19 protein-coding genes are annotated in these 21,598 nt (G+C 64.8%); 16 read left to right on the top strand and 3 right to left on the bottom strand.

Annotation, left to right across the window (positions count from 1 at the left end):
* Positions 1-53: 53 nt before the first annotated feature.
* From AUL38_RS08435 to AUL38_RS08385, 11 genes are all read left to right on the top strand, one after another.
* Positions 54-1,880 (top strand): ABC transporter ATP-binding protein, encoded by a 1,827-nt coding sequence (locus AUL38_RS08435; RefSeq protein ID WP_059061038.1) that lies wholly within the window; start codon positions 54-56, stop codon positions 1,878-1,880.
* Positions 1,877-2,842 carry an ABC transporter permease gene (locus AUL38_RS08430; protein WP_235590660.1) on the top strand — a complete coding sequence of 322 codons (966 nt, stop codon included), beginning with the start codon at positions 1,877-1,879 and terminating at the stop codon, positions 2,840-2,842. The genes AUL38_RS08435 and AUL38_RS08430 overlap by 4 nt, the downstream gene beginning before the upstream one ends.
* Positions 2,839-3,804, top strand: a complete 966-nt coding sequence (locus AUL38_RS08425) for an ABC transporter permease (protein ID WP_059061036.1) — start codon at positions 2,839-2,841, stop codon at positions 3,802-3,804. The genes AUL38_RS08430 and AUL38_RS08425 overlap by 4 nt, the downstream gene beginning before the upstream one ends.
* The gene (locus AUL38_RS08420) at positions 3,801-5,096 is read left to right on the top strand and encodes an alpha/beta fold hydrolase (RefSeq protein WP_059061033.1); all 1,296 of its coding nucleotides are present in this window, start codon (positions 3,801-3,803) and stop codon (positions 5,094-5,096) included. Before AUL38_RS08425 ends, AUL38_RS08420 begins: the two co-directional genes overlap by 4 nt.
* 36 nt (positions 5,097-5,132) lie before the next feature.
* A complete protein-coding gene (locus AUL38_RS08415) occupies positions 5,133-6,641 on the top strand; it encodes an aminopeptidase P family protein (protein WP_235590659.1) in 1,509 nt (502 codons plus the stop codon).
* 172 nt (positions 6,642-6,813) lie between these two features.
* Entirely contained in the window at positions 6,814-7,254 is a 441-nt protein-coding gene (gene rpsP / locus AUL38_RS08410) for a 30S ribosomal protein S16 (protein WP_059061031.1), read from the top strand.
* A 17-nt stretch (positions 7,255-7,271) separates the two neighbouring features.
* Positions 7,272-7,520: an RNA-binding protein gene (locus tag AUL38_RS08405; RefSeq protein WP_059061257.1), complete on the top strand. Its 249-nt coding sequence runs from the start codon at positions 7,272-7,274 to the stop codon at positions 7,518-7,520.
* The gene (gene rimM, locus AUL38_RS08400) at positions 7,520-8,146 is read left to right on the top strand and encodes a ribosome maturation factor RimM (RefSeq protein WP_059061029.1); all 627 of its coding nucleotides are present in this window, start codon (positions 7,520-7,522) and stop codon (positions 8,144-8,146) included. The genes AUL38_RS08405 and rimM overlap by 1 nt, the downstream gene beginning before the upstream one ends.
* Positions 8,143-8,835: a tRNA (guanosine(37)-N1)-methyltransferase TrmD gene (gene trmD, locus AUL38_RS08395; RefSeq protein ID WP_059061027.1), complete on the top strand. Its 693-nt coding sequence runs from the start codon at positions 8,143-8,145 to the stop codon at positions 8,833-8,835. The genes rimM and trmD overlap by 4 nt, the downstream gene beginning before the upstream one ends.
* Before the next feature lie 9 nt (positions 8,836-8,844).
* Complete coding sequence (locus tag AUL38_RS08390; protein ID WP_059061025.1) at positions 8,845-10,182, top strand: Mur ligase family protein; 1,338 nt, start codon at positions 8,845-8,847, stop codon at positions 10,180-10,182.
* A complete protein-coding gene (locus AUL38_RS08385; protein WP_059061023.1) occupies positions 10,182-10,907 on the top strand; it encodes a type 1 glutamine amidotransferase in 726 nt (241 codons plus the stop codon). The genes AUL38_RS08390 and AUL38_RS08385 overlap by 1 nt, the downstream gene beginning before the upstream one ends.
* 43 nt (positions 10,908-10,950) lie before the next feature.
* Here AUL38_RS08385 and AUL38_RS08380 read toward each other — a convergent pair whose 3' ends face one another.
* Entirely contained in the window at positions 10,951-12,471 is a 1,521-nt protein-coding gene (locus AUL38_RS08380) for an HNH endonuclease signature motif containing protein (RefSeq protein ID WP_083506710.1), read from the bottom strand.
* A 259-nt stretch (positions 12,472-12,730) separates the two neighbouring features.
* On the opposite strand from AUL38_RS08380, the gene AUL38_RS08375 reads away from it, so the two are divergent.
* Entirely contained in the window at positions 12,731-13,288 is a 558-nt protein-coding gene (locus AUL38_RS08375) for a YceI family protein (protein WP_059061018.1), read from the top strand.
* A gap of 18 nt (positions 13,289-13,306) precedes the next feature.
* Here AUL38_RS08375 and AUL38_RS08370 read toward each other — a convergent pair whose 3' ends face one another.
* Both AUL38_RS08370 and AUL38_RS08365 read right to left on the bottom strand, forming a co-directional pair.
* Positions 13,307-14,374: an aromatic acid exporter family protein gene (locus AUL38_RS08370; protein ID WP_059061016.1), complete on the bottom strand. Its 1,068-nt coding sequence runs from the start codon at positions 14,372-14,374 to the stop codon at positions 13,307-13,309.
* The gene (locus AUL38_RS08365) at positions 14,371-15,423 is read right to left on the bottom strand and encodes an App1 family protein (RefSeq protein ID WP_235590658.1); all 1,053 of its coding nucleotides are present in this window, start codon (positions 15,421-15,423) and stop codon (positions 14,371-14,373) included. The genes AUL38_RS08370 and AUL38_RS08365 overlap by 4 nt, the downstream gene beginning before the upstream one ends.
* Before the next feature lie 220 nt (positions 15,424-15,643).
* Between AUL38_RS08365 and AUL38_RS08360 the strand changes: the two genes are divergently transcribed.
* Genes AUL38_RS08360 through cydC form a run of 4 tightly spaced genes read left to right on the top strand, consistent with a single transcriptional unit; the run spans position 15,644 to position 21,570 of the window.
* Positions 15,644-17,104 (top strand): cytochrome ubiquinol oxidase subunit I, encoded by a 1,461-nt coding sequence (locus AUL38_RS08360; protein WP_059061014.1) that lies wholly within the window; start codon positions 15,644-15,646, stop codon positions 17,102-17,104.
* A gap of 15 nt (positions 17,105-17,119) precedes the next feature.
* Entirely contained in the window at positions 17,120-18,163 is a 1,044-nt protein-coding gene (cydB, locus tag AUL38_RS08355) for a cytochrome d ubiquinol oxidase subunit II (RefSeq protein WP_059061012.1), read from the top strand.
* 15 nt (positions 18,164-18,178) lie between these two features.
* Positions 18,179-19,912, top strand: coding sequence for a thiol reductant ABC exporter subunit CydD (gene cydD / locus AUL38_RS08350; RefSeq protein ID WP_083506709.1), 1,734 nt, complete (start codon positions 18,179-18,181; stop codon positions 19,910-19,912).
* Positions 19,909-21,570: a thiol reductant ABC exporter subunit CydC gene (gene cydC / locus AUL38_RS08345; protein ID WP_059061010.1), complete on the top strand. Its 1,662-nt coding sequence runs from the start codon at positions 19,909-19,911 to the stop codon at positions 21,568-21,570. The genes cydD and cydC overlap by 4 nt, the downstream gene beginning before the upstream one ends.
* Positions 21,571-21,598 lie beyond the last annotated feature (28 nt).

The following is a 21,598-nucleotide window of genomic DNA, read 5'->3' as shown; positions in this document are numbered from 1 at the left end:
CCGCCGCACGGTTCGCCGCCTCATCACGCACACCACCAAACCTTGGAGTACGAGTGGCAATACTCGATGTTCGGAATCTCGTCGTAGACATTCCGACAGAAGATGGCGCGGTTCACGCCGTGCAAGACGTTTCATTTTCGGTGAACGAAGGCGAGTTCTTCGGCAGCGTCGGAGAGTCCGGATCGGGCAAGTCTGTGCTTGTGCAGTCGATCATGGGCCTCATCCCGCAGGCAAAGCGCTCCGGCCAGGTCATGTTCCAGGGGGAAGACCTGCTCACGCTGTCTGCGGAGGGCCTGCGCAAGAAGCGCGGTGCCGAGATCAGCATGATTTTTCAGGATCCCCTCTCGAGCCTGCACCCGCAGTACACCGTCGGATGGCAGATCGTTGAGCAGATCCGTGCCCACGAGAAGGTCACGAAAGAGGCCGCGAAGGCCCGCGCGATCGAGCTGCTCGAGAAGGTCAGGATCCCTGACCCCGCAGCGCGCTTCGACGCCTACCCGCACCAGTTCTCCGGTGGCATGCGCCAGCGCGTGATGATCGCCATGAGTCTCTCGCTCAACCCCGCGCTCATCATCGCCGACGAGCCGACCACCGCCCTAGACTCCACAGTCCAGGCCCAGATCCTCGACCTCCTCGCCGAGATGCGCGAGGACTTCGGCGCGACCGTGCTCATGATCAGCCACGACCTCGGCATCCTGTCGCGCGTCGCCGATCGCGTCATGGTGATGTACGGCGGGCGCAAGCTCGAGGTTGGCACGAGCGAAAACGTGCTCGGCAACCCCGCGCACCCCTACACGGCTGGCCTGCTGCGCTCCTCCTCCTTTAACCGTGCTCCGGGCACCCCGCTGATCCCGATCGGGGGCCGCCCGCCGAGCCTGCTCAACCCGCCCACCGGCTGCGTCTTCCGAGACCGCTGCGTGAACGCGATGGACATCTGCGGCGAGGCGCCGCCCCTGCAGAAGTTCGATGACGGCACCGAGTCGCTGTGCTGGCTTGAGACGCCTCCGACCGAACCTGAGGCCCCCGAGATGCCGGCCGCCGAGATCGAGGTCACGAGCGACGACAGCATCGTCACCGTCGAACACCTCACGGTGTCGTTCCCGCAGCGCCGGGGCGAGCCCCGCACGGTTCTTGACGACATCTCACTGACCGTGCGCCGAGGCGAGACCCTCGGCCTCGTGGGGGAGAGCGGTTGCGGCAAGACGACGCTCGCCCGCACCATCGCGGGCCTGATCCCGCCGAGCTCGGGTAAGATCCGCTTCGACGGCGCAGATATCGGTAACCTCTCTGACGCCGAGTGGCGGCAGATGCGCCGCAAGGTGCAGGTGGTGTTCCAGGATCCGTTTGGTTCGCTGAACCCGAAGCGCCGCGTGGGCTCGATCATCGGCGACCCGTTCCGTATTCACAAGGTCGCAAAGGGTGACGATCGACTCGCCCGAGTGCAGGAGCTCATGGAGATCGTGGGCCTGAACCCGGAGCACTACAACCGGTTCCCGTCGCAGTTCTCGGGCGGCCAGCGCCAACGCATCGGCATCGCCCGCGCGATCGCGTTGAACCCTGAGCTCGTGATTCTTGATGAGCCGGTTTCGGCGCTGGACGTCTCGATTCAGGCGCAGGTGCTCAACCTGCTTGATGAGCTGCAGCGCGAGCTCGGCCTCACGTACCTGTTTATCTCGCACGACCTCGCCGTGGTGCGGCACGTGTGTGACCGCATTGCGGTGATGGACGGCGGCAAGATCATTGAGCTTGGCGACGCGGAGACTGTCTATGGCGATCCGCAGCAGGCGTTCACGAAGAAGCTGCTCTCGGCAGCTGCCCCCGAGATCCCGCGCGTCGAGCGCGAACGCGTACTCGTTTCAGCAGCTGGAGGGGCACTGTGAATAAGGTTTTCTCCAAAGACACGAAGCTCATTATCACCCCCGGATACGCGGCCCAGAAGGCTGCCGATATCCAGGCGAAGAGCTCGGTACAGCTCACGATGGCACGGCTGCTCCGCGACCCCGCGAGCGTGATCTCGGCGGTGGTCATTCTCGGTATCGTGCTGTTCGCGATCTGCGCTCCGCTCATCGCACAGTGGACCGGCCACGGCCCCACCGAGCAGTTCCGCGAGACTGGCCTGTCGGCCTCCGGTATCCCGGTCGGGCCCAACGCCGAGTTCTTGCTCGGCACCGACCAGCTCGGCCGCGACGTGTTCGTGCGCCTCGCGTACGGCGCTCGCGTCTCGCTACTCGTCGGCGTCGCAGCGTCGCTCATCGCCTCGGCAATTGGCGTCATCATCGGCGCGACCGCTGGCTTCTTCGGCGGATGGGTCGACACGCTGCTCAGCCGCATCATCGACCTCGTGATGAGCGTGCCCTTCCTGCTCGTCGCAATCGCGCTTGTCGCGGTGCTCGGGCCGAGTCTTGGCCTGTCAATCATCGTGATCGTGTTCTTCAGTTGGGCTGGGCTTGCACGCGTCATCCGCGGACAGGTGCTCGCGATCCGTGAACGCGAGTACATCGAGGCTGCGCGCTCCCTCGGGGAGTCACGCTTCTCCATGATGTTCCGTGACGTGCTCCCGAACCTTGTCGTTCCGATCATCGTCTACACAACACTCGGTATCCCCGCAGCGGTGGTCTTCGAAGCGACGCTCTCGTTCCTCGGGTTGGGCATCGTGCCGCCGACGCCGAGCTGGGGCAACATGCTCGCTGACGCAGCGAACGGCTCCATGTACATGGTTGCGCCGTGGATGGTGCTCGTGCCGGGACTGGCCCTCCTTGCCCTCACACTCGCGTTCAACCTGCTCGGCGATGGGCTGCGAGACGCCCTCGATCCGACTTCCTCGAAGGGGAACAAAGCATGATCCGCTATGTCCTTTCTCGCGTCGGCTTCGGCGCGCTCGTACTCTTCCTGCTCAGCATCTTCGTGTTCATCCTCTTCTACGTCTCGCCAACCGACCCCGCGCGCGTTATTGCGGGCGACAAGGCGACGGAAGCGCTGATGGAGCAGATTCGCCTGAACCTCGGGCTCGATAAGCCCATGATCCAGCAGTACTTCATGTTCCTCGGGAATCTCCTGCAGGGCGACCTCGGTTTCTCGTACCGGTCGAATCTGCCCGTGTGGGATCTGCTCTCGAGCCGCATTCCCGTCACGATGTCGCTCGTGTTCGGCGCCGTGATCGTGTGGCTCGCCATCGGAATTCCCATCGGGGTCTCGTCGGCCAAGCACCCGGGCACGCTGCGTGACCGCATCGGTCAGGGCTTCGCGATCGTCGGTATCAGCTTCCCCACCTTCGTGCTCGGCATGATCGCGCTGTACGCCCTGTACTTCTTGCCCACCAAGATGGGCGTCACGCTGTTCCCGCCTTCTGGCTACGTGCCGTTCACTGAGAACCCGGGCCAGTGGGCCTGGCACCTCGCGCTGCCGTGGCTCACGCTGGCGCTGGTGACCGCGGCCGTGTATGCGCGCTTGACGCGCGGCCAGATGCTTGACGTGCTCGGCCAGGACTATATCCGCACCGCCCGGGCCAAGGGCCTCACTGAGCGCCGGGTCACGTACACCCACGCGTTCCGCAGCGCGATGCCTCCGCTGGTCACCCAGCTGGGAATTGACATCGGTATGCTCCTCGGAGGTGTGATTGTGATCGAGCAGGTGTTCGGGCTTCCCGGAGTTGGCTCGCTTGCGGTGACGAGCGTCGCGATGCAGGATCGCCCCGTTGTCATCGCCATTGTGCTCCTCGGCGGCCTCTTCGTCGTGCTGTCGAACCTGATCGTCGATACCCTGTACGCGCTGCTTGATTCGAGAGTTAGGACTGCCCGAAAATGACCGACTGGTACCCCATCGGAACCCGCCTTGTTGCCCGCGACCTGTGGGTAACCGTGCCACTCGACTGGAACGAGCCCGCGGGGGAGACCATCCGCGTGTTCGCGCGCGAGGTCACCGAGGTGACGAAGCGTGACGCCGACCTCCCGCTGCTCGTCTTCCTGCAGGGCGGCCCTGGCGGGAAATCGCCCAGGCCGCTCGAGGCTGACGGCTGGCTCGGTGACGCGGTCACCAGCTTCCGGGTGATTCTGCCGGATCAACGCGGCACCGGCCGCTCGACGCCGCTGAGCGCTCGCAGCTTCGAGGGCCTCGACGCAGCCGAGGGCGCGGAGTTGCTCGCGCAGCACCGCCAGGACTCGATCGTGCGCGACTTCGAGGCGCTGCGTGAGGAGCACTTCCCGGGCCGCCAGTGGTGGACCCTCGGCCAGAGCTACGGCGGCTTCCTCACGCTGCAGTATCTCTCGCACTTCCCCGAGTCGGTTGTCGCCTCGGCGATCACCGGCGGGCTGCCGAGTATCGATCCCGACCCCGCGGTCGTCTACTCACGCACCTTCCCGCGGATCGCCGAGAAGAACCGGCAGTTCCGCGCGCGCCACCCGCACCTCGTCGAGCGCATCTCACGCGTCGCCGACATACTCGAGCGCGAGGACATCCGGTTGCCCGGCGGCGACCGGCTCACCGTGCGCCGGCTGCAGACCCTCGGCTTCGACTTCGGCATGCAGCCCGGCTTCGACCGCGTGCACTGGATCTTCGACGAGGCTTTCGCCGACGAAGCCGAGACTGAGCTCTCGGCCACGTTCCTGGCGACGGTGGAGGCCGAGACCGGGTTCGCGACGAACCCACTGTTCATCGCACTGCAGGAAGCGATCTACGGGCCCGGCCCGAGCAGCTGGGCCGCGCAGGCTGAGCGCGAGCGCCACCCCGAGTTCGCCGAGTCAGCGCGCCCGCTGAACTTCACGGGCGAAACCGTGTTCCCGTGGATGTTCGAGGAGATCGGAGCGCTCACCGGAATCCAGGCAGCAGTGAACCACCTCGCCGCGAACCCGCAGCCGATTGAGACGTACGATCACGAGCAGCTCGCTCGCAACGAGGTTCCAGTCGAAGCCGCCGTCTATTTCGACGACATGTATGTCGACGCGCAGCTCTCGCTTGACACCGCTTCGCGGGTGCAGGGCGTCCACGCCTGGGTTACCAACGAGTACGAACACGACGGGCTGCGGCTCGGTAACGTCGCCCCGCGGCTCTTTGACGCCCTCGAGGTGCGCCTCGGCGGCACCCCGAGCGCCCGCAACTAATTCCACACATTACGACCTCGAAAGGGTTACAGAGACATGACGCATCACCACGACGGCCCCACGCTGAACGGCCTCGGGAGCACCGTGAACGTAGTCGATTGGGAGTCGGGCATGCCGAACTCGCGAGCGACGCGCCGCGACCCCCGCATGCCGCTCATCAGCGAGTCCAAGGGGTTCACCTCGTGGATGGCCGACGGGTGGGGCGAGGCCTCGCGTGAGCTGAAGGTCGAGCCGGGGGCCGCGCAGGCAGCGGCGGATCATCGCGCCCGGCTCTCCGCCGAGCTGCCAGGCGCCACCCTGGTAGTGACCGCCGGACGCTCGCAGCTGCGCGCGAACGATACCTATTTCGAGTTCCGCGCCGACAGCGACTTCCTGTGGGCCGTCGGCCACGGGGTAGAGGACGCCGTCCTCGTCATGCGCCCGGTGTCTGGCGGGCACGACGCGACGCTCTACATCACCCCGCCGGCGCGCCCAGGAAGCCGCGGCTTCTACGCCGACGCGAACCACGGTGAGCTCTGGGTTGGGCCAATTGCCGGAATCGAAGAGGTGTCTGCTGGGCTCGGGCTCACGGTGAAGCCCATCGCTGAGCTCGCCGAGGCAGGCGTGCCCGATGATGCGCTCATCGCTGGCGCTGCGGTCGTGGCTCGCGGTGCGGGTGCGGCGCTTGAGGGTCGTGCGCGTTCGGCGAGGCTCGCGACTGTGCTGTCCGAGCTACGCCAGATCAAGGACGCGTGGGAGATCGCCCAGTTGCGCGGCGCGAACCTCGCAACGATCGAAGGCTTCGCCGAGGTTCGCCGCGAGATCCCGCGCGCGATCTCGGGCGGCGGAGAGCGGTGGTTGCAGGGTACCTTCGACAGGCACGCTCGTACCGTCGGTCAGGCGCCCGGCTACGCGACGATCGTTGGATCCGGATCTAACGCGCCGATCCTGCACTGGACCCGCACCGACGGCGATATTCACCCTGACGAGCTGTTGTTGCTCGATATGGGCGTCGAGATGCGCTCCGGTTACACCGCGGACGTGACGCGAACGCTGCCGGCGAGCGGCACGTTCACTGAGGCGCAGCGTAAGGTGCACGACCTCGTCGAGAAGTCACACCGGGCGGGTCTCGCTGCAGTGCAGCCGGGCAAGCTCTGGGCTGATTTCCACGCCGCCTGTATGGAGGTTCTCGCGAATGGCCTACACGACTGGGGCATGCTCCCGGTCTCGGTCGACGAGGCGCTGTCGGCAGACGGGCAGCACCACCGCCGCTACATCGTGTGCGGCGTCGGGCATCACCTCGGACTCGACGTGCACGACTGCGATTCCTCGCGCTACGAGACCTACCTCGGCGGCACCGTGCAGACCGGCATGGCGCTCACTGTTGAGCCGGGGCTGTACTTCCACGCGTGGGACGAAACCGTGCCGCCCGAGCTGCGCGGCATCGGAGTGAGGATCGAGGACGACCTTGTCGTCACCGAGACTGGACACGAGGTGATTTCGGACGCAATTCCCATCGACGCGGCGGGAATTGAAGCCTGGATGCGTGAGGTGCAGGGCAAGTAAACACCCAAGGGTTTTGCAAAAGCCCTGATCCCATCAAGAATTGCAATTTGGCCGCTGCTGTGGCAAACTTGCCTAGTTCGCATATTTGCGTGCCAGGCTTCCGCGCTTTCGGTCTTCGTGACCTGGATAGCTGCGCGGTGTCACATGTAACCCAACCTGAAGGAGCCATCTCATGGCAGTCAAGATTCGCCTCAAGCGCCTCGGCAAGATCCGCGCACCGTTCTACCGCATCGTCGTTGCAGACTCGCGCACCAAGCGCGACGGCCGCGTCATCGAGGAGATCGGCAAGTACCACCCGACCGAGAACCCCTCCTTCATCGAGGTTGACTCGGATCGTGCACAGTACTGGCTCAGCGTCGGCGCACAGCCGACCGAGCAGGTTGCTGCACTCCTCAAGCTGACCGGCGACTGGGGCAAGTTCTCGGGCGAGGGCTCGACCGAGTCGAAGGTGCTCGCACCCGAGGCGAAGGAAGTCTTCGAGGCAGACGCCAAGAAGAAGCCTGTTCTCCGCCCCAAGGCAGCGAAGCCCGTAGAGGCTCCCGCTGAAGAGGCAGCAGAGGCTCCCGCAGAGGCACCGGCCGAAGAGGCCGCTGCTGAGACCACCGAGGCCTAAGACTCTTGGCTGAAATGGTGCTCGCTGATGCGCTTGAGCATCTCGTCAAGGGGGTCGTCGACCACCCTGACGAGGTGCGCATCAACCAGCGCGCGGGCAACCGCGGCGAGACCCTTGAGATTCGCGTGCATCCCGAAGACCTCGGGCGAGTGATTGGCCGTAGTGGCCGCACCGCTCAGGCGCTTCGCACGGTGATCTCTGCGCTTGCAACCGGTGACCGCGTGCGCGTCGACATTGTCGACACCGACGCACCTGAGGCCGGCTGATGGCTGACGCTTCCAAGCGTGCGCAAGCTCCCCGTCCCGCTAGCGGGGCGGGGAGTTTGCGTGTCGGACGCCTCACCAAGCCACACGGCCTCAAGGGCGGCGTGAAGCTGGAGATGTTCACGGATAACCCGGACCTTCGGTTCGTGCCCGGTGCAACGTTCCACCTGCAGGTGCCCGAGGACTCGCCCTGGTTTGGCAAGATCATCGAGCTGCGTGAGCTCAAGTGGTTCAACGGCATGCCCGTTGGATTCTTCGTCGAGGTGCCTGATCGCACCGCCGCCGAAAGCATCGTCCGCGCCATCCTGTGGATTGACGAGCAGGCGGTTGCGGCTGGCTCAGAAGAGAACGCCTGGTACGACCACGAGCTCGTTGGGCTCGACGTCGTGCAGCCGCTCGAGGACGGCACGACCGAAAAGCTCGGGACCGTCGCCGAGGTCCAGCACTTCCCAGCGCAGGATCTCCTGTCGGTGCAGACGCCTGGTGGCATCGTGCTCGTACCGTTCGTCGAAGCTATCGTGCCCAGCGTCGACCTTGCTGCAGGAGTCGTCACGATGACGCCTCCCGCGGGGCTCTTCGGCGAAGGGGCGATCGAAGACGGCACCCAGAACCCAGGATCCGACGCGTGAGAATCGACGTCGTCACGATCTTCCCCGGCTACTTCGACGCGCTCGAACTGTCGCTCATGGGGAAGGCTCGAGACCGGGGCCTCATCGACCTCAACGTGCACGACCTTCGCGACTCAGCGTTGGACAAGCACCGCACGGTCGACGACACGCCGACCGGCGGCGGCGCCGGGATGGTGATGACGCCGGAACCGTGGGGCCACGCGCTCGACGGGATCCTGGCGGGGGAAGATGCGGCGGATCCGCTCATCATCTTCCCCTCGCCAGCCGGCGACGTGTTCACCCAGGCGATGGCTCGTGAACTTGCACACGAGTCTCACCTCGTCTTCGGCTGCGGCCGATATGAGGGCATCGACCAGCGCGTCTTCGACGAATACGCTGAGCGCGGCCGCGTGCGGCTCGTGAGTATTGGCGACTACGTGCTCAACGGGGGAGAGGTTGCCTCGATCGCGATGATCGAGGCGATCGGACGACTGCTGCCAGGCGTCGTCGGGAACCCTGACAGCCTTGTCGAGGAATCGCACGAGTCCGGCCTGCTTGAGTACCCGAGCTACACCAAGCCCGCCGAATGGCGCGAGCGGCGTGTCCCTGACATTCTGCTGTCTGGCAACCACGCTGCGATTGACAAGTGGCGGCACGAACAGAGCGTTGAACGGACGCGTCGCGTCAGGCCTGACCTCCTGGACGACTAACCTTGATCCATGCGTGATTTTTTCTCTGCGGCGACCGGCAAAGCGGTTCGAGCGGTGGCGAGGCTCCGAGGTGGCGGATCAGCGCTACCCGGGCTCGTCGTCGAGCGGCTCGATCCTGGCTTTATGGCACGGGGTCTTGAACGTCTGCCGCTCGGCGTGATCGCCGTGAGCGGCACCAACGGTAAGACGACGACCACGAAAATGATCGTTGAGATGCTCGAGGCGCAGGGACTGAAGGTCTTCACGAACCGGACCGGCTCGAACTTCTCGCGAGGTGTCGTCGCTGCGATGGTTGAAGAAGGCTCACTTGGCGGGAATCTCGATGCTGACGTCGCCGTGCTTGAGCTCGATGAGGCCCACGCAATGTTCTTCATTGAGCGAGTGAAGCCGCGCTTCACACTGCTGCTCAACGTGCTGCGTGACCAGCTCGATCGGTTCGGCGAAATCGATACGACCGCGCGGTATCTGCAGCGCATCGCGGACGCGACGAGCGACGTGCTGGTCGTGAACCGGGAGGATCGCCTCATCGCTGAAATCGGTGAGCGCACACGCGAGCGGGCTGCCCGCGGCGCAGGCCCCGAAGTCCGCGAGTTCGGGCTGGCACCCGCGCTGCTGAGCACCTTCCCGGGTGACGATGATTTCCACGCGACGCCCGGCGGATCTGAGCAGGACACTTCGTCTGCCCGGGATGCGCGCCCGACGCCCGACGTTACGCTGCTGGAGCTCGGCAAGAATGAGGCCACCTTCGAGATTGACGGTGAGGCTTTCGCCACGCCGCTGCAGCTCGAAGGTCTGTACAACACGTACAACGCGGCAGCGGCGCTCGTGACCGTGCGCGCCGTGCTGCAGTCCGCTGTGTCGGCCGGGCTTGCGTCTACGGCGGCAACCCCCGCGGTGCTCGAGTCGCTCGCGACCGTGCGTCCGGCATTCGGTCGCGGCGAGAAGCTCGAACTCGACGGCCAACCGCTCGAACTTGTGCTCGTCAAAAACCCGGCCGGCTTTCGGCTCGGACTTGCCTCGTTCGATGCCGAGGGCGTCGCGGTGATGATCGCGATCAATGACCAGTACGCCGACGGACGTGACATGTCGTGGCTGTGGGACGTCGACTTCGAGTCGCTCGTCGACGGCGGCGTTGATACGGTCACCGGAACGCGGGCGTGGGACATGGCGCTCCGCCTCGAACACGACGATGTACCGGTCGGTGCCGTCGAAGAAGATCTCGGGACGGCGCTCGCTGCGTTCCGCAAGCGCACGGTCGGGAGCCCGCGGCGCATCTACTGCACCTACACCGCGATGCTCGGGCTCCGAAAGAAGCTCGGCGAGCTCACCCACGTAGAGGATATCTAATGGCAGACCAGCGCGAACTCGTCATCCTCTCTCTGTACCCCAGGGATATGAATATTTACGGCGATCGTGGCAACCTGCTCGCGCTCACCCGCCGTGCGCGGGCGCACGGCTTCGAGCCGCGCGTTGTGGATCTGAATATCGGGGACACGCTACCGGAGCATGTCGACATCGTCATCGGTGGAGGCGGACAGGACTCCGGCCAGATTCGCGTCGCAGCGGATCTAGCAGGGCGCGCTGCCGAGTTTCAGGCACTCGCTGAGGGAGGAACCCCCATGCTCGTCATTTGCGGCCTCTACCAGCTGTTTGGGCATCGCTTCGTCACGACCTCCGGTTCTACGCTGCAGGGCATTGGAGTGCTCGACGTAGAGACACGCGGGGGCGACGAGCGCATGATTGGCAATGTTGTCGTGGATTCACGCGACTTCGGCGAGATCATCGGCTACGAGAACCACAGTGGCTACACGGTGCTCGGCAGCGGCTCTGAGCCGCTTGGCACGGTGCTGCAGGGCGCAGGAAACAACCCCGACGACGGGAGTGGGGGCGCCCGCAGCGGCAACGTGCTCGGCTCGTATCTGCATGGCTCGCTGCTGCCGAAGAACCCCGCGATCAGTGACTTCCTGATCGCTACTGCTGCTCAGCGGCGGTATGACGCGTTCGAGCCGCGTGCCGGCGTCGACCAGACCGCAGAGCGAGCCCGCGCTGCCGCAAAGCGCCGTCCTCGGTAGCGTGAACGCGCCGAGGTTCAGCGCTTCACGGGGCTGAAATCGCTCAGAACGGGTGGTTGCCGTCGGCTGAGCCGGATTGATCATCGTCGTCCGCTTCGAATCTGACGTGGCTTCGCTGAGCTGGGTTCGCCGCCTGCCGATCTTGCCCCGCTTCGGGCCATGGCGCCGCAGCGTCAGCTTGCACTGATGTGAGTTCGGGGAGGAGATCTGGGGGTCGCTCGACGTATGTGCGACCGGTCGGTGACGTCCACACGAGCACGCCGCCCTCGCCCTGGACTACTGTCCAATCCGACTCACCCTTCAGTATGTGGTGCATGAGGCACAGGTGCGCGAGGTTGTCGGTTGCTGTGGGTCCGCCGAGAGCGGCGTCGATGGTGTGATCAATCTCTGAGCGGTACACGGGAGCCATGCAGCCGGGGTGCCTGCAATGCTCGTCCCTCGCCGAGACAAAACGGACCTGAGCTCGATTGGGGCGATAGCTATCGGTTCGAATGACGCTTCCGGTGTGCTTGCAGACCGTCACCACGTCCCACCGTGTTTGGGAAGCGATAAGTGGCCGTGCTGAGTCAATACCGATGGGCCCGTACCCTTTGAGTGCGCACTTCACCGCACCCGGATCGTACGCAGTGTCTCGCATGACGGTGCCACCGTGCTTCGTGACGAGCGCTTCAAATCCCTCGGCGGTGACGACGAGCTGCACCCGACCCTGGAGGCCGCTCCCGGACGTCCCTGATGCGATTGCGGCCGCGTCGAAGGGGTCCCGAGACAGCAGGTCGTAGAGTGCGCCGACTCGGATCTGGTCAAGGCCTCGCGTATCGTCCGCAGCGGGCGCCTCCCCAAGCTCGGGGGCAGGTTCAGCCGACCCTGCCGTGGTGCGCACGCCGGGAATCGGTGGCGCCTGGATCGTCTTGCGCTTTGCAGCCTTCCCGATCCGGGTGAGGTGATCGAACAGCCCGTAGGCCTGCACCGCCGGCATGTAGGCGCGAAGCTCTGCCATTCCATCGTCAAGGGGGACAACCGCCACCCTGCGACGCGCTGCCTCTCGGGCTTGGCGCTCTTCGATGGGCTCGACCGCCCACTGTTCGGCGAGGCGTTTGGCCACGGGAGCGAGCCGGTTTGGCGTGAGCTCCAGTGCATGGGGGAGCACAGCCTGTTCGTACTCCTTGCGCCTCGCCTCGGCAATGCGCTGCTGCTCCCGGGGATGCGCGATTGCTGCGTCGTCACATCCCGCGGCGGTGATGTTCGTGATGACCCGGCCGGCATCGGTGATGACCTCCGCGTGCCGCAGCGTGAGCCGCGCGTCGCGGACCAGACCAGCGGTGTCAATGTACTCATCTGACAGCGTGAGCGCGAGGCCGAGCAGCGATTTCACCCGGTGTTCGGAGCAGCCGAAGATCAGTGCCGCCTCTGCCAGGTAGGCTCGCTCAGGCATTTTTCCCGGTGGGAGTGCGCGAAAGCCGCGTGCGAGGTGATCAATTCGTTTCGCCTCCGCGAGCCGGAGATCGCGCGTTGCGACCTCGAGGCCGGTCATGGCCTCTTCGCTGATCTGGAGTGCTTGGCTCATGCGAGAAGTCAAACATGGACGTCCGACATTGAGGCCAGCATGCGTGGTGCAAATGACACTCTTCTGAAAATAAACGACGAAATGGCGAGAGGTTCGTGCCGGAGTTTCTGGCGGGTTCGTGGGCGGGGAAAAGAAATCCACCAAATTGGGAATAGATGCGCATGCATGTAAGTTGTCTCTAGTGTCCGCGATACTTCAGGACAGCCAATAGAGAGTTTCTAGATTGGCGCAAGACAAGTTTTTCGAAAGGTTTACTCTTATGACGCTCACCGCTGATCAGATCCCCGGCTACCGTGCAGGCACCTGGAAGATTGATGCCACGCACTCCGAGGTCGGGTTCGCGATCCGTCACCTCGCCATCAGCAAGGTCAAGGGCAAGTTCGAGCAGTTCGACGCCACCTTTGTGACCGGCGAGAACCCCCTGGATTCGTCGGTTACGGCCGCAGCAGAGGTCGCCTCGATCAACACCAACGAAAAGAATCGCGACGGCCACCTCCGCACCGGCGACTTCTTTGAAGCAGACCAGTTCCCGCAGCTCACCTTCACCTCGACCGGGGTGCGTGTCGTCAACGGCGACTTCAAGGTCGACGGTGACCTCACCATGCGCGGCGTGACGAAGCCCGTCACCTTCGACTTCGAGTTCGGTGGATTCGGCGACGACACCTACGGCAACTACAAGGCAGGGTTCACCGCAGTCGGCGTTGTGAAGCGCGAGGACTTCGGCCTGACCTGGAACGCCCCGCTCGAAAAGGGTGGCTTCCTGCTCGGCGAAGACGTCACGATCACCATCGATGTGCAGGCAGCACTGGTTCAGTAGCCCAACAAGTCCCTGGGGCTACTCCAGCTCGCCGGTGATGCGACCGCGCACGCGGCGCAGATCCTCCATGAGTGAGCCGATGAGTACCCAATGGCGTGGCGGCGGCCTCGAAATCGTATACGGTGCTGTGAGTGCCGGCGGTTCCGGGGCCGCTGTCGTGTCTGCGGTAGCAGACCCGAGACGCTCAAGGTCGTGGGCGGCGCGGCGAATCTCCTGCCCCATGCCGATGACGGATGGATCCTCAACCAGCTCGGGATCGTAGAGATCGTAGAGCGCCCTGGACATGCCAATGACCTGGGTGACGATGGGCTGGACCCGCTGAAAGAGCGCGTCGTCGGCGAGTAGCTGTCGCATGTGGCGACGACTCCGCGGATTCAGTCGAAGGCTCTCGCGGGCCCGGCGCAGCGACGCGTGCACCTGGGTGCGCTCTTCGTGCAGCTCCCGTGCCGAGTCGAGCATGTCCTCAAGCCACGCTTCGTCACGGGGCTCCTCCAGGGCGTCGGCGAGGCGGTCGAGCGCCCTGGCGGCATGCGCGGTTAATGAGGAGATTGCCTCGTGTGTCACATCGGTGCGTACGGGGGCGGCGATGATTGCGTTGACCGCGACTCCGATCGCGGCACCGATCGCAGTTTCGACGAGGCGCTCGACACCGTACCCGAGCTCGGAGCCGCCGAGGGCGATCATGAGCATCGCCGTAATCGCGATTTGGTTCGTCGATGTCGCACTCATCCGCAGCAGCCACCCGACCCCCATGGATACGAGGATCGCGGCAATGAACAGCCAGGAGTTCGTCCCAAACAGCGCGCCAGCACCGAGCGCAACGGAGACGCCGAAGAGCACGCCGACAACGCGTTCGATGCCCTTGGTGAGCGACTGATCGACGCTCTCCTGCACGACGATGAGCGCCGCGATCGCACCAAACATGGGCAGGGACCCGGGGAACAGGAGCAGGCACACGAACCAGCTGAGCACGGCTGCTCCGCCGGCTTTAGCCAGCTGCAACGCGGGCGGTCGTGAGGTTACGGTGAAACGGCCAGTGACGCGCTGTTCGGCGCGGCGCCACCATGGGCTTGCGGCGTCAGTCATAGGAGACCGAGCTTGCCGAGCTCCTCGCTGAGCGTCGCCCCGTCAGGGCCGTAGACCCAGGGGATGCCGCTCGCATCCTTCTGCTGCTCCGCCTTTGAACGGCCGCCAGCAAGCACTGCCTGCCCGACGGACAGCTGCCGGATAGCAACGGCGGCGACGTTTTGGGGGTGCTCGCGGGCAAACTCCGAGTACAGCGCCTCGTCGTGCTGGCCGTCATCGCCGAAGAGGATCCACCGAACATTCGGAAATTCGACCGCGAGTCGCTTGAGCTCCCGTTGCTTATGCTCACGACCGCTGCGGAACCAGCGGTCGTGTGTTGGGCCCCAGTCGGTGAGCAGGAGCGGGCCCATGGGGTACAGGTTGCGTGCGAGGAAGCGGCTCAGCGCGGGAGCAGCGTTCCACGCCCCCGTTGAGAGGTAAATAAACGGAGAGCCGGTGTGTCGCTTCGCGAGCCGATCGTAGAGCACAGGCATGCCTGGCGTCGCGCGCCGCGCAGTTTCCACGAGCACGAAGCTGTTCCAGGCCGCAACGAATGGTTTCGGCAGAGCAGTGATGAGTACGGTGTCATCAACATCCGACAGCACTCCGAGCTGGGAGCCGGGGTCCATAACCTTGACCGGGGCGTGTGCTGCCTCCTCGTCGCTGACCTGAAGTGTGACCGTGTGCCAGCCGGGGGAGAGGGCGACAGGCACGATGGAATCGATCACACCCCCGCGATCCGCAACGACCTCCGTCACCGGGCGACCATCGACGAACACGGTCACCCGCTGGTACGGCACGTAGACGCTCGTGAACGTGCGCCAGCCACGCACGCGCGACACCTCTTGCACGTCGGGGCGGAACCGCGAATGCTCACTGGTGTCCGGGCGCAGGTAGAGCACCCGTCCCAGGACGCGTACCCACTCGGTGGTGCCGTAGCCGATGTAGGGGATCACCGACGGCATCTTGCCGCGTTTGACGGCCTGCTTCGCCCTGCTGCGGTGGATTCGATCCTCAAACCGCGCCGCAAAGCGTGGTCGGCTGTCAGGCAGGTCGTCTGGCGAAGTCACTCAGCCAGTGTATGACGAATCAGACCCTGCCATTGTGCGGCCCCATGAGAAAACAATCTTGACATCAAACTTGATTCGCAGCGAACTCCCAGCTTGCATATACTGGCTACAGTTGGCGCTTTGGCCAACACCCCGCGGGCACACCCGCCCGTAGGGAATTCCTACGGGAGAAGTGCGTTTTCGCGCGGCGATCGCTGATCTCCTGGTTTTAGGAGAACAAATGAATGAGTTCCTAGACCCGGTCTCGCTCGCGCGATGGCAATTCGGGTTGACCACCCTGTATCACTTCATCTTTGTGCCCCTCACCATTGGAATGGCGCTGCTTGTCGCGATTCTGCAGACCGCATGGGTACGCACCGGTAAAGAGAAGTACCTCCGGCTGACACGTCTGTTCGGAAAGATCTTCCTCATTAACTTCGCCATGGGCGTGGTGACCGGCATCGTGCAGGAGTTCCAGTTCGGCATGAACTGGTCGAACTACTCCCGCTTCGTTGGCGATATCTTTGGCGCGCCGCTCGCGATGGAGGGCCTCATCGCCTTCTTCTTCGAGGCGACATTCATCGGCCTGTGGATCTTCGGCTGGGACAAGCTCCCGAAGAAGATTCACCTGATGACGATCTGGTTTGTCTGGATCGGCACCGTGCTCTCCGCGTACTTCATCCTCGCGGCGAACGCGTTCATGCAGAACCCTGAGGGGTTCACCATCAACGGGGAGCGCGGCCGCGCCGAACTCACGAGCATCGTTGATGTCTTGCTGAACCCAGTCGCGCTGACACAGTTCCCCCACACCATCCTCGCCGCGCTCATGTTTGCTGGCGTGGTCATGGTGTCGGTAGCTGCGTGGCACCTCAAGCGGCGCCAGTTCGTTGATGAGATGCGCACGACGCTTCGCTTTGGCGCGTGGACGAACATCATCGCGTTCGCGGGAACGGCACTCAGCGGCCACTTCCTCGGACTCGTCATGACTGAGACGCAGCCGATGAAGATGGCGGCAGCCGAGGCAATGTACAACACCTCGACAGGCAGAGACGCATCGTTCTCGCTGTTCAGCCTCGGTACCCCGGATGGCGCGCATGAGATCTTCTCAGTACGTATTCCGTATCTGGCATCCTTCCTCGCAACGAATACGCTTGACGGCACTGTTGAGGGCATTAACGATCTGCAGGCCGAGTACACGGAGATGTACTGTGGCGCCGGAGACACGTTGCTCACCTGCCCGACCGACGGATCCTTCGTGCCGATCGTCTGGGTGACCTACTGGGCATTCCGCTGGATGATCGGTCTCGGCGCACTCGCCGCACTCGTGTCGGTTGTGGGTCTCTGGATCACACGCAAGACTGTCGAGCTCCCCAAGTGGGTATGGAACGTAGCGATCTGGACCGCACCGATCCCGATGCTCGCATCGCTCGTCGGCTGGATCTTCACCGAGATGGGCCGTCAGCCCTGGATCGTGTTTGGGGTGATGACGACCGAACAAGGAGTCTCGCCGGGAGTGCCGGCGTGGGCCGTGCTCATCTCCCTCGCCGTCTTCACCATCGTCTACGGCGGCCTGGCTGTCGTGGAGTTCGGGCTCATTAAGAAGGTCGCGCAGGAGGGTCCGCCGGAGATCGCCGGGAAGGACGATGACGGTGACGACGGCTCAGGCACGATCGACCATGACCAACTCGCGACGGTCTACTAGGAAAGGAGACGGATCATGGAATTGACAACCGTATGGTTCCTCATCGTCGGCGTCATGTTCATCGGGTACTTCGTACTCGACGGATTCGACTTCGGTGTGGGCATGTCCCTGCCGTTCCTCGGAAAGACAGACACTGATCGCCGGGTGCTCATCAACACGATCGGCCCGGTCTGGGATCTCAACGAGACCTGGCTCATTGTTGCCGGTGCATCGCTGTTCGCCGCGTTCCCGGAGTGGTACGCGACGATGTTCTCCGGGTTCTACCTCCCGCTGCTGATCATTCTTGTTGCGCTCATCCTCCGCGGTGTGTCCTTCGAGTTCCGGCACCAGCGCAAGGGAGTCCGTTGGACTCGCTGGTTTGACCAGTTCATCTTCTGGGGCTCGGTCGTGCCTCCGCTGCTCTGGGGCGTCGCATTCGCGAACCTCATCAACGGTGTCCCGATCCGCACCATGGAGGGTGGGGGCTGGCTGTACGAGGGCACGCTCCTCACGCTGCTGAACCCGTACAGCTTGCTCGGCGGAATCGTCGTCATGCTCCTCTGCTTCACGCACGGACTCGTGTTCGTCGCGCTGAAGACGATGGGTGCGATGCGCGAGAACGCTCAGAAGATGGCGAAGAACGTTGGGCTCGTGACGATCGTGCTGGCCGCCGCCTGGCTTGTCTGGACGATCGTGATGCACCTGTCGAACCCGAACATCATGCTCATTATCGCGTGCGCTGCAATTGCGGCGGTCGCGCTCATCGGCGCTTGGGTGGCAAACCTCATGGGCCGCGAGGGCTGGGCATGTGTCGGCAACACCGTGACGATCGCGTTCGCGCTGCTCACGATCTTTGCCGCGCTCTTCCCGAACGTGATGATCTCGAGCATCGACGCCGCTGAGTCGATGACCGTCGCTGGAGCGGCCAGCTCGCAGATGACGCTTGAAGTGATGACCTGGGTTGCGGTGTTTACGCTGCCGCTCGTGCTGCTCTACCAGGGCTGGACGTACTGGGTCTTCCGCAAACGGCTCACCCAGGACATGATCCCGGTTGAGTCGCCAGCCGAGGTCGCCGCCTAGGCGGCCCCGACCCAGATGAAACCCCTCGACCCACGCCTGTTGCGTTTTGCGGGAGCAGCCCGCACGGTGTTCGCGCTCGGTGCGCTACTCGGAGTAGTGCGCACCGTCGCGATCATCGCCTGGAGTTGGTTCCTTGCTCAGGCGATAGCGGCTGTCGCTATCCCGGTGTACGAGGGGATCTGGGACTCCGCCGGAGCCGGGCAGGTTGCTGAGGGCGTCTACGCCCCCAGCAGCCTGCCCTGGCTCGCGGCCGGAGCTCTCGCCGCCGCCGCGGTTCGCGCCCTGTCAGGCTGGGGGATGGATCTCCTCGCCGCTCGTGGTGCGGTCAAGGTGAAAGCACAGCTGCGATCCGCAGCGCTCGACGCGCTCGACGCCCGCAGTCCCGAGGCCACCGCCGGAATGCCCGACGCGAAGCTCGCGACGATCCTCGGACGCGGCCTCGACGCACTTGATGGCTACTTCTCTGGCTATGTGCCGCAGTTCATTCTTGCCGTCGTCGCGACGCCGATCCTCGTCGCGACGGTGCTCTTCTCAGACCTGCTGAGCGGCATCACTGTCCTCCTGGTTTTCCCGGTCATTCCGCTGTTCATGGTGCTCATCGGGCTGGCAACGCAGTCCGTTCAGGGCAAGCAGTGGGATCAGCTCCAACGACTGTCGTCATCGTTCCTCGACGTCGTTGAGGGGCTGCCAACCCTCAAAATCTTCCGACGCGAAAAGCGTCAGGCCGCGCGCATCGAGCGTGAGACGGACGAGTATCGCTCGCGCACCATGAAGGTACTGCGTGTCACCTTCCTCTCTGGATTCGTGCTCGATCTTGCCGGCACCTTCTCGATCGCGCTCGTCGCGGTCACCGTTGGCACCAGGCTCGTGGCGGGGGAGTTCCCGCTCGCACTCGGCCTATTCGTGCTGTTGGTCTTGCCCGAGGTCTTTGTGCCGATCCGCCAGGTGGGAGCGGCGTTCCACGACTCAACGGAGGGCCTAGCCGCCTCCGAGGATGTCTTCGCGCTTATCGAAGGAACCGCACTCCCGACCGCGATCGCACACGGCGACGCCGAGGGTGGCCACGCCGCCCCGGCAGTTGCGCTTCCTGGTCTTTCTGTCGCGGACGCGCGCATCGTGCGCGGCGAGCGGGTCGTGGCTGGCCCGGTATCGTTCGCGGTTGGGCCGGGCGAGTTTGTCGCCTTGGCGGGCCCCTCGGGCGCCGGAAAGTCGTCGATTCTCGCCGCTGCGCTTGGCTTCGTGGAGCCTGACTCTGGCAGTGTCGCCGCAAGCGGACCGATCGCTTGGGCCGGGCAGCAGGCTGGGCTCGTGCAGGGAACTATTCTCGAAAACGTCGGTCTTGGCAACGCGAACCCAGACCCCACGCTCGCGCGGCACGCGCTGGATCGGCTTGGCCTGCACGACCTCCAGCTCGATCGAGTGCTCGGCGCACTCGGATCCGGGCTGTCGGGCGGGCAGGCGCAGCGCGTCTCCATTGCGCGTGCGCTTTACCGGGCAGCGGATGTGTCAGCCGAAGTGCTGTTGCTCGACGAGCCGAGTTCCGCGCTCGACGCCGGCAGCGAAGCCCTCGTCATTGACGTTGCCCGCGCAGAGGCGCAGGCGGGCCGTGCCGTTCTCGTGGTCAGCCATCGTCCGGCGCTTCTCGACGCGGCAGATCGAATTGTCGAGATCACGCCTGCAGTCCAGGACAGCGCCGCTGCTCCGGCAACGGCCGCAGCGCCAGCTAGCGATCAGGAGGTTCGTCCGTGAGCGTCGAAACTGTGCTCCAGCGCGCCACGCCCACGTGGCGGCGCGCGCTCCCTGGCCAGCTCCTGGGGATCCTCTCCGACGGCGCCGCAGTCGGGCTGCTCGCGCTGAGCATGTGGCTCATTACTCGCTCTGGTGCGCAGCCGCCGATCCTCCACCTCACCTTCGCCATCGTGGGCGTGCGCGCACTCGCGATCGGCCGCGCAGCGTTCCGGTACGCGGAGCGGCTCTCGAGCCACGACGCGGCCCTGTTCCAGCTGTCGAAGCTCCGTGCGGAGACGTTTACTGCGCTCGTGCCGCGAGTGCCTGGGGCGATCGAATGCTCTCGGCGCGGGGAGATCCTCGCGACGTTCGTCGATGACGTTGACCAGCTGCAGGATCACCCGCTGCGGGTGCGGCAACCGCTCATCGTCAGCCTGACGGTCACGGGCCTCACTGTGCTGGTCATCGCGATCGCCTCGCCCACTGCCGCCGCAATCCTCGCGGTGATCCTCGTGATTGCGGCAGCAGTCGGCGCTGGGCTGTCGAAGCGCATCGCTGGGCGCAGCGACCGCGAGCTTGCCGACGCTCGCTCCGGACTCACCGACGCGCTCCTGGACCGGTTCGCCTCGGCGAGTGTCCTCTCCGCGTTTGGCGCGCTGGGGGCGCAGCGCGCCCGGATCGAGGCGGCAGAGGATCGGCTCACCCGTGTACAGCTCACCCGGACCAGGGCTGCGGGGCTCACCGGCGCGATCGTCGCGCTTGGCGCGGGTATTGCCTCCGTTGCGATTCTGCTCGCGGTCGCGCCAGGGGCCGGGACAGCGTTCTCGGCGCCGGTGTTCGCTGCGATCGTCGTGGTGCCTGCTGCGGTGTTCGACGTGTTCGCCCAGGTGTTCGCCGCGCTCACTGCACGGCGGACGGTCGAAGCCAGCGCTCAGCGCGTCGCACGGCTTACTGACGGTGCGCTGCCCAGCGAGATCCCGATCGACCCCGAAGTAAGTGCCGCGGATACCGGGGCAGCGGGCGTTCCCATAGCAGTGCCCGGTGTACCGCTGCTCGCGGTCACCGACCTGTCGGTGGCACATCCGGGCGGGAGAACCGTCATCGACGGGCTCTCATTCGAACTCGGCCCAGCTGAACTGCTCGTTCTCACCGGCGACAGCGGGAGTGGCAAATCCACACTCGCCCTCGGACTCGCCCGCTTCCTCGACTACGGCGGGAGCTACCGCCTCGGCGGCGTCGAGGCGCGCGAGTTCACCGGGGCTGCCGTGCGTAGCTTCGTTGGCCTCTGCGAGCAGCAGCCGCACCTCTTCAACACCGACATCCGGCAGAACCTGAAGTTTGCCCGCGAGGACGCCACCGACGAGGAGTTGCTTGCGGTGCTCGAACGGGTTGGACTCGGCGAGTGGGTGCGTGAGCGCGGCGGGCTCGACGCGAAGGTGGGCGAGCGGGGCACCCTCGTGTCCGGCGGCCAGATGCAGCGTATCTCGCTGGCGCGCGTGATCCTTGCGGACTTCCCCGTGGTGATCCTTGATGAGCCGACTGCCGGAGTCGACCAGCTCGTCGCCGACCGCCTGCTGCGTGACCTGCTGGGTGCGATCCCCGATGACCGCGCGGTGATCCTTATCACGCACACCGGGCTGCCAGACGGCATCCCAGTTTCTGCGCGATTGGAGCTGTAGCGCCCCGTCACAGTTGCAGGTGTAGACC

Source organism: Leucobacter sp. G161, assembly GCF_001482305.1.
In the GTDB taxonomy this organism is placed as follows: Bacteria; Actinomycetota; Actinomycetes; order Actinomycetales; family Microbacteriaceae; genus Leucobacter.
Note: the sequence above shows the minus strand (reverse complement) of the source record. Positions and strands in the feature narration are given on the sequence as shown.